The organism is Chamaesiphon sp. OTE_20_metabat_361 (assembly GCF_031364565.1).
Genome location: NZ_JANLWO010000126.1, coordinates 1 through 7,284, shown reverse-complemented (window position 1 = coordinate 7,284; position 7,284 = coordinate 1). Strand labels below are relative to the sequence as shown.

Here is a 7,284-nt window from a genome sequence, read left to right as displayed (position 1 = left end):
GTCGGTTATGCCAGTCCTTACAACCCTCGGGGTTTGGAATTGATTGCCCGCCATCGGCAAAGTGGCAAGGTCTATCGGCTCCCCCTGCTCAAGCCGAGGAGCAAAACTCACGATCCGCGATTTTGGCTGCCCCAAGCTGGCAAAATCTCAGTGGATGTGCAAGCTCAAATTCCCCAGGCGGCACCGTTAGGAACGTACGAGCTGTTGCTAAACCTCCCAGATCCGCTGCCCAAACTCGCCAATCGCCCAGAGTACTCGATTCGCTTGGCTAACGAACAAACGTGGGAAGCTAAAACCGGATTTAATTCACTCCGTCGCACAGTTCAGGTAACTAGATAAGTCGCCTTCAGATCTACGCGAAACGTCGCGATTACCTCCGGTAGGCTGTGCCTACGGCAGGCTACGCCAACGCCAACGACGGCATTAATATTGCTAAATTTACGCCATTTTCAGTAAGACGCTAGTAATATTTTTTACATTAGTTTAAGGTAGTATTGATGTATGATACTACATATTCTACTGTGAGAGAGCGATTTGATGCCGTTATCTGAATCACAAACATCAATGAGAGTTACTTTAGTTATTTATGGATTAGGCAGTGGTGGCGCAGAGCGAGTCATGTCTATTATCGCCAACTACTGGGTCGGTCAGGGTTGGGATGTAACTCTAATTATGCTAGTCGATCCGACTAAACCACCCTTTTACCCGCTAGATCCCCGCGTCAAAATTCAGTCGCTGGGGATTGCCACAAAGTCTAGCCATCCGCTGGAGGCGATCTTTGCTGCGGGTTGGCGGGTTAGGGTGTTGCGACGAGCGATAGTTGCCAGCCAACCTGATGCTATCGTCAGTTTTATGAGTGCTGTCAACGTCCATACCATCCTTGCTGGCTGGAATTTAAATATACCGATAATTGTCAGCGAACATACTTATCCTGGCGCGATCGATATCAACCGGATTTGGCAACTACTGATGAAGTGGTCTTATCGTCATGCCGATCTAGTTACCGTCCTCACTCAGAATGCTATCCCTTTTTACCCACCAGCGGCTGGATATCAGACGATCGCGATTCCCAATCCCATTTTGACGCCAGCGCCAGCGATCGAGACAGCCCGATTATTAGCTACGCCCAGTCTGATTGCCGTTGGTCGGCTCGAACATTGTAAGGGCTTCGATCTGCTGCTGAGGGCATTTCACCAGCTTCAGGCGAAATACCCCCAGTGGCAGCTCACTATTCTGGGTGAAGGCAAACACCGCGCGGCTCTAGAAGAATTGCGATCGCAGCTAGCATTAACCGATCGCGTCCATTTGCCCGGTGCTGTGACCAATGTGCGCGAGTATCTCCATCAAGCAGATTTATTTGTGCTGTCATCTCGCATCGAGGGCTTTCCGATGGCGTTGTGCGAGGCGATGGCTTGTGGTTTACCCGTGGTGGCTGCCGATTGTCTCAGCGGCCCTCGGGATATTATTGACGATGGGGTCAATGGTGTCTTGGTGGCAACAGAAGATGTCGATGCTTTGGTCGCTGGATTGGATGCCTTGATGTCCGATCCGGCTCGCCGTCACCACTTGGCCCAACATGCGCCGCAAGTGCTCGATCGCTTTGGCTTAGAACGGGTGATGGCGACCTGGACGGAGGCGATCGAAAAATCGATCTATCGTCGTCAATACTCTCAGCGAACATCCAAGTCACTCTAACCGATTTTCATCGATATTACACATGCCAATTTCTCAGATTAAGGGCAGGATCGTTGCCGTTTATAATTATTTCATGGCGCTGTTGCCAGTAAGATTAGCAAATCAATTAATTTGGATCGATCGACAATCCAATTGGTCGATATCGATCTATGAAGGTAAGAGTTTTCAACACCTTCAGCCAACAACAGTAGTTACCAATCCCGTACTCACTCGCCGCGATGTCACCGATATTGTGGCGGCATTTGTCGCCGATCCATTTCTAGTTAGAGGTGCTAATGAGTGGTTGATGTTCTTTGAAGTTTTCAACCATAGTAGTCAAAAAGGGGAGATTGCTTTTGCGCGCAGTCAGGATGGTTATCGCTGGAATTATCAGCAGATTATTATTGCTGAAGACTTTCATCTTTCATATCCCTATGTCTTTGAATCTGGATCTACTTGGTACATGATTCCGGAATCCTGCGAGGCAAATTCAATTCGATTGTACCGCGCTAAAAAATTTCCAGGCACTTGGGAATTTGTCCAGGAAATCTCGATCGGCAGTCGGTTTGTCGATGCTTCGATCCTCAATTTTAATGATATCTGGTGGTTGTTTGTCGGGATCGAACCGACAGAAGGCAGCCCCTGCAATCTCATGAAATTGTATTATGCCGATAGTTTATTGGGTGAATGGGTAGAGCATCCTCAGAGTCCGATCGTCAAAGATAGTGTGGAGATTTCCAGACCAGCAGGTCGAGTCCAAATTGTTGCCAATCGCCCGGTTCGGTTCGCGCAAGATTGTACTAAAACTTATGGATATAATGTGAGGGCAATCGCGATCGAGTCTTTGACCAAATCGACATATCTAGAGGCGCAAATACCCCTAGATAGTCATTATTTATTTAAGCTAGGAACGATGTCGTGTAACCACATTGGGATGCACCACATCGATTTTGTCAGCACGGATGACGATCGTTGTATTGCTTGTGTTGACATGCGGTAATGGAGACTTAACAGCTACTACTTTTCTGGAGATAAGTCGATGCTGTAGACTTTTTTACCGTCTAAATTGTGATGTGCCACAGTCATCACTTGACTCTCACCACTAATCTTAACTCGTCCAAAAAATTGCAGTCCCGCCGTGGGTGGAATGTTTTGGGGACTTCCGGGTGGGACACTGCTAAACTTGACCTGTGGGCCGAAAGTATTATCTAATTCATTCGGCCCAAAAGTACCTGCATGAAGTGGCCCCGTCACGAATTCCCAGAAGGGATAAAAATCTTGAAACTGTGCTAGGTTTGGATCGTAGTAGTGCGCCGCTGCATAATGTACATCTGCGGTGAGCCAAACGACATTCCGAATTTGATTGGATTTGATGAATCGCAATAACTCAGCGAGTTCTAATTCTCGTCCGAGGGGCATTCCATTACCATTGGCAGCATTTTCAAATGCCTTGGCACCATCGCGAATCATTAAGCCAACGGGCATGTCACTCGCAATTACTTTCCAGGTTGCTTGGCAATTGAGTAAGCTTTGCTTTAACCATTGCAGTTGTTGGTTGCCTAAGAAAGCTGTTTCCGAACTTGAATTTGGCTGGCGATTCGGGGAATTTCGACCACGCTCGCTCCGTTTATCTAACATGAAGATTTCAAGCGCCGTGCCATAGTTGAAGGAGCGATAAATCTGTGCGGGATTGCTCCCGCTGAGCCGAATCGGCACGTACTCTAAAAAGGCTTGTTTGCCCCGACTCGCGAGTAGATTTACATCTTTGACCTTGTAGCGATCGTCATTTTTAATTATTTGATTGGGATACCAATTATTGCGGATTTCGTGGTCGTCCCACTGCACTAGCTGGGGTACTTCCGCATTAAATCGCCGGACGTTTTCATCCATCAAATTATAGAGATAATTGCCGCGAAATTCCGCGATCGTTTCCGCAACTTTAGATTTTTCTGCCGTGACTAAGTTGCGCCAAATTTTACCATCTGCCAGTTTAACCTCAGATTTAATCGGGTTGTCTGCATAGATTGTATCTCCTGAGTGAATGAAAAAATCTGGCTTCAGTCGTCGCATTGCCTCATAAATTCTCATCCCCCCAAAGTCAGGATTAATGCCCCAGCCTTGCCCTGCGGTATCTCCGCCCCATACAAACGTGATGTCTTTGCCTCTTTGGGGAACTGTCCGAAAGGATCCGCTGGTGGGGGCGCTGATGAGCTTTTCGTCATCTAGATCTTGAAATCGAACTCGGTAGAACACGGATCGTCCAGTTGGGAGTCCAGTGAGGGTCAGCCGTGCAGTGTAGTCACTCGCGGCTAACGCCACTGACCCGCCGATCTGTCTGGAGTTGCGGAATGTGTCATTGTCAGCATACTCTACCAACATCCGCGCAGGCCTGTCGCTGCGACTCCAGATGACAGCACTACCCTGAGTGATATCCCCACTCGCGATACCGTAAGAAATTTTAGGACGCAGTTTGTCGGATGGTACGATCGCGGGTGCAGAATGGATAAAGCTAGCGTTGGTCAGCAAGTTGGCGGCAATCGTACCGCTACCAGCGAGAGTCGAACGAATCAAAAATTGCCGACGCGATTGACTTGCCATAGTGCCTCACTGGGTAATTACTTTTTGTCGTACATTATTTATGTATCATTATTGTAAGCGATTTTGCTGGCGAGCAAATAAATATAATTACTGAAGAAAACCTGGCGACGATCGACGAAAAAGTCCAATATTGTTATGCCTGCATCCTAAGTTAAAAAACCTAAATATTTAGGCGCGATCGCGATCGATTACTAATAATTTTTGTCATTAGAACATCGAAAGTAGCAGTCAATTTCGGCACTAAATTGATGAATGTCTGTAAACTGTTAGAATGAAGTTTAAAGATAAACACCCTGTTAGAGCTGCAATTAGAGCGATCGTTGATGAAAGTTACATTAGTTATTTATGGATTATGGGGTGGTGGCGCAGAACGCGTCATGTCGATCGTTGCAAATTACTGGGTTACTCAAGGTTGGGATGTAACTTTGATTTTACTAGTTTCACCTACTAAACCACCTTTTTATCCATTAGATGCTCGCATCAAACTCAAGCCGTTAGATGTGGCTGGAGATTCGGCAAATGTGCTGGCAGCTATTGGCAACGCTTGGCAGCGGATATCGGTATTGCGGCGCGAGATTATTGCCAGTAAACCTGATGTGGTCATCAGTTTTATGAATTCTGTCAATGTTTATACGATCGCTGCCTGTGCGATGTTGAATATGCCAACGATTGTCAGCGAGCATATTTATCCTGGGGCGAATGATGCCAACAAAATTTGGCAGTTCATGATGAAGTGGACTTATCGCTATGCGGATTTAGTTACAGTTTTAACTCAAAATGCACTGCCATTTTATCCAGCAAAACAAGGGTATCGCACGATCGTGATGCCCAATCCAGTCATTCAGCCAGATCCTGTCCGGGATACGACGCGGTTGTTGACCAATCCAAGCTTACTCGCCATCGGCAAACTCCATCCTCAAAAAGGTTTCGATCTTTTACTCGCAGCGTTTCACAGACTTCAACCTAAATACCCCGAGTGGCAACTGACGATCCTCGGTGAAGGCGATCTCCGATCGGAATTAGAAGATCTCCGCACCCGATTGCAATTAACCGATTGCGTTCATTTTCCCGGTTTAGTCACCAATGTCCGTGAATACCTCAGTCAAGCGGATTTATTTGTGATGCCATCGCGATTTGAGGGCTTTCCGATGGCGTTGTGTGAGGCGATGGCTTGCGGGTTGCCCGTGCTGGCTGCCGATCGTCTCAGCGGCCCTCGGGATATTATTGAGGATGGGATTAATGGGGTCTTGGTGGCAACTGAGGATGTCGATGCGTTGGTCGTCGGATTGGATGCCCTGATGTCCGATCCGGCTCGCCGTCAGCAATTAGCGAAAAATGCGCCGCAAATTCTCGATCGCTTTGGGTTGGAGCAGGTGATGGCGATCTGGCAAGAGGCGATCGATCGAGTAATCTCGCGCCGACGACGTTAGGGACGAAAGAGGTGGTGGTGGTGGGGATGATACAAGCGCGATCGCGTCTGGTTGACATTTCCATCAATTTGTGACAAAGCGGGACTGATAATATACATCGTCGTCCGGACGAGATGTTCGCGGGCAGTAACTGTTGCCATCTCCGTCAGGGGCACGATCCAGATTTGCTCGTCCTCCCAGCCGACGCGAAAACAGATGGCAACTGGTGTCTGGGGCGGATAATGCTGGAGGAGTTGAGCCTGCGCCGTCTCGACGTGGCGGGCGGCTAAATACAGGCACAAACTTGCCTGATGAGCGGCTAAACTCGCCAAATCTTCAGCCTGGGGCACCGCCGAAGCGTTACCCATCGGACGCGTGAGGATAATCGTCTGGACGATCTCCGGGACAGTTAATTCGGCTTGGATCCTCGCCGCCGCCGCTTGAAAGGCGCTAATTCCCGGCACTAATTCGATCGATACCCCCGCCGCCCGAAAAGCCTGGATTTGCTCGGTAATCGCACTATACAACGTCAAATCGCCAGAATGGAGCCGCGCGATCGTTAAGCCAGAGCGGACGCGGGCGACCACAATTTCGACAATCTGTTCGAGGGTGCGATCGCTGGTTTTGATGATTTCGGCATCTGGGCGGGCGCATTCTAACAGCCGCTCGGGAATCAAGGAATCGGCATACAAAATCACCGCCGCAGTAGCAATAATCCGCTGTCCTTTGACAGTTAGTAAATCTGGATCGCCAGGGCCAACACCGATAATATATACATTCGGGATCGATCGATCGTGCTGTGCTAATGGCAACTCGGTATTTTCGCTCATTTAGCTATGATACAACGCTCCCACATCAAATCCGGTTTGTACAACTTACGAACCTCAGCCCTCACCCCCAACCCCTCTGTCTTGACCCAAACGCACGCTGAGGGAACCTCAGCGCGATTTGGGTCGCTCCCAAGCTTGGGAGAGGGGAGCCAGAGCCAGAGGCGATGGCGGGGTGAGGGCAAGGCGGATTTAGTATCACATGGCACTCAATCATGTCGATCGCCAAGCGAACTGAAAGATCGACTAGATCGGCCTACACGAGAGAAATCTGTCGATATTTTGGCTGATTCTGGCACCTGTTTTCTCCCAGGTATATTTGTCCCAAACCATCCGATGACCGTATTCGCCAAAAGATTTACATTTTTGCGGGGATGCCAGCAGTTCGATCGCTTTTTGGGCAAGCTGGTGCGGATTATCTACTTCTACGAGATAGCCACTTTTTCCCTCGATCGTAAATTCAGGTCGCGAGCCGCCATTTGTGGTAATCACTGGCAGTTTATGAGCCATCGCTTCAAAACAGACATTAGGATTGGGGTCGAATCTAGTCGGCAAACAAAACACAGAGGCTTTTTTATAATACTCAGAGACTTCCGGCAAGGGAACTTTACCGACGATATTACAATTGGGAGTAGTGACTTTAGGCGAACAACCGACAATATCTAGAGTGGCATTTGGAAATTTATCTAGTACCATTTTGAAAGCTTCTTCTAAGATCGGGCCACCTTTTCGCTCCCATTCGATCCCAACAAACAAAATTTTCTGATGGTGATATC

General features: G+C 48.4%; 7 protein-coding genes. 4 read left to right on the top strand and 3 right to left on the bottom strand.

Features of this window, described 5'->3' with window-relative positions; translation table 11 throughout:
• The 3 genes from RMO35_RS03495 to RMO35_RS03485 all read left to right on the top strand — a co-directional run.
• Nucleotides 1-339, top strand: a 339-nt coding sequence (locus RMO35_RS03495; RefSeq protein ID WP_309738583.1) for a DUF4832 domain-containing protein, incomplete at its 5' end; no start/stop codon positions are given.
• Nucleotides 340-564: 225 nt separating this feature from the next.
• A complete protein-coding gene (locus RMO35_RS03490; protein WP_309738582.1) occupies nt 565-1,695 on the top strand; it encodes a glycosyltransferase family 4 protein in 1,131 nt (376 codons plus the stop codon).
• Nucleotides 1,696-1,717: 22 nt separating this feature from the next.
• On the top strand, nt 1,718-2,674 hold the full coding sequence (locus tag RMO35_RS03485; RefSeq protein WP_309738581.1) for a hypothetical protein: 957 nt from the start codon (nt 1,718-1,720) through the stop codon (nt 2,672-2,674).
• A 17-nt stretch (nt 2,675-2,691) separates the two neighbouring features.
• Here RMO35_RS03485 and RMO35_RS03480 read toward each other — a convergent pair whose 3' ends face one another.
• Nucleotides 2,692-4,272: an alkaline phosphatase D family protein gene (locus RMO35_RS03480; protein ID WP_309738580.1), complete on the bottom strand. Its 1,581-nt coding sequence runs from the start codon at nt 4,270-4,272 to the stop codon at nt 2,692-2,694.
• 323 nt (nt 4,273-4,595) lie between these two features.
• Between RMO35_RS03480 and RMO35_RS03475 the strand changes: the two genes are divergently transcribed.
• Entirely contained in the window at nt 4,596-5,702 is a 1,107-nt protein-coding gene (locus tag RMO35_RS03475) for a glycosyltransferase family 4 protein (RefSeq protein WP_309738579.1), read from the top strand.
• Here the strand turns inward: RMO35_RS03475 and cobM are convergent.
• The gene (cobM, locus tag RMO35_RS03470) at nt 5,699-6,511 is read right to left on the bottom strand and encodes a precorrin-4 C(11)-methyltransferase (protein WP_309738577.1); all 813 of its coding nucleotides are present in this window, start codon (nt 6,509-6,511) and stop codon (nt 5,699-5,701) included. The genes RMO35_RS03475 and cobM overlap by 4 nt on opposite strands.
• A 243-nt stretch (nt 6,512-6,754) precedes the next feature.
• Nucleotides 6,755-7,284: glycosyltransferase family 4 protein (locus RMO35_RS03465; RefSeq protein WP_309738576.1), on the bottom strand; the 530-nt coding region annotated here is incomplete at its 5' end.

What these genes read in the sequence shown, in the direction of transcription:
- RMO35_RS03490 (WP_309738582.1), top strand. Translation starts at nt 565, where the DNA reads ATGAGAGTTACTTTAGTTATTTATGGATTAGGCAGTGGTGGCGCAGAG.
- RMO35_RS03485 (WP_309738581.1), top strand. Translation starts at nt 1,718, where the DNA reads ATGCCAATTTCTCAGATTAAGGGCAGGATCGTTGCCGTTTATAATTAT.
- RMO35_RS03480 (WP_309738580.1), bottom strand. Translation starts at nt 4,272, where the DNA reads ATGGCAAGTCAATCGCGTCGGCAATTTTTGATTCGTTCGACTCTCGCT.
- RMO35_RS03475 (WP_309738579.1), top strand. Translation starts at nt 4,596, where the DNA reads ATGAAAGTTACATTAGTTATTTATGGATTATGGGGTGGTGGCGCAGAA.
- cobM (WP_309738577.1), bottom strand. Translation starts at nt 6,511, where the DNA reads ATGAGCGAAAATACCGAGTTGCCATTAGCACAGCACGATCGATCGATC.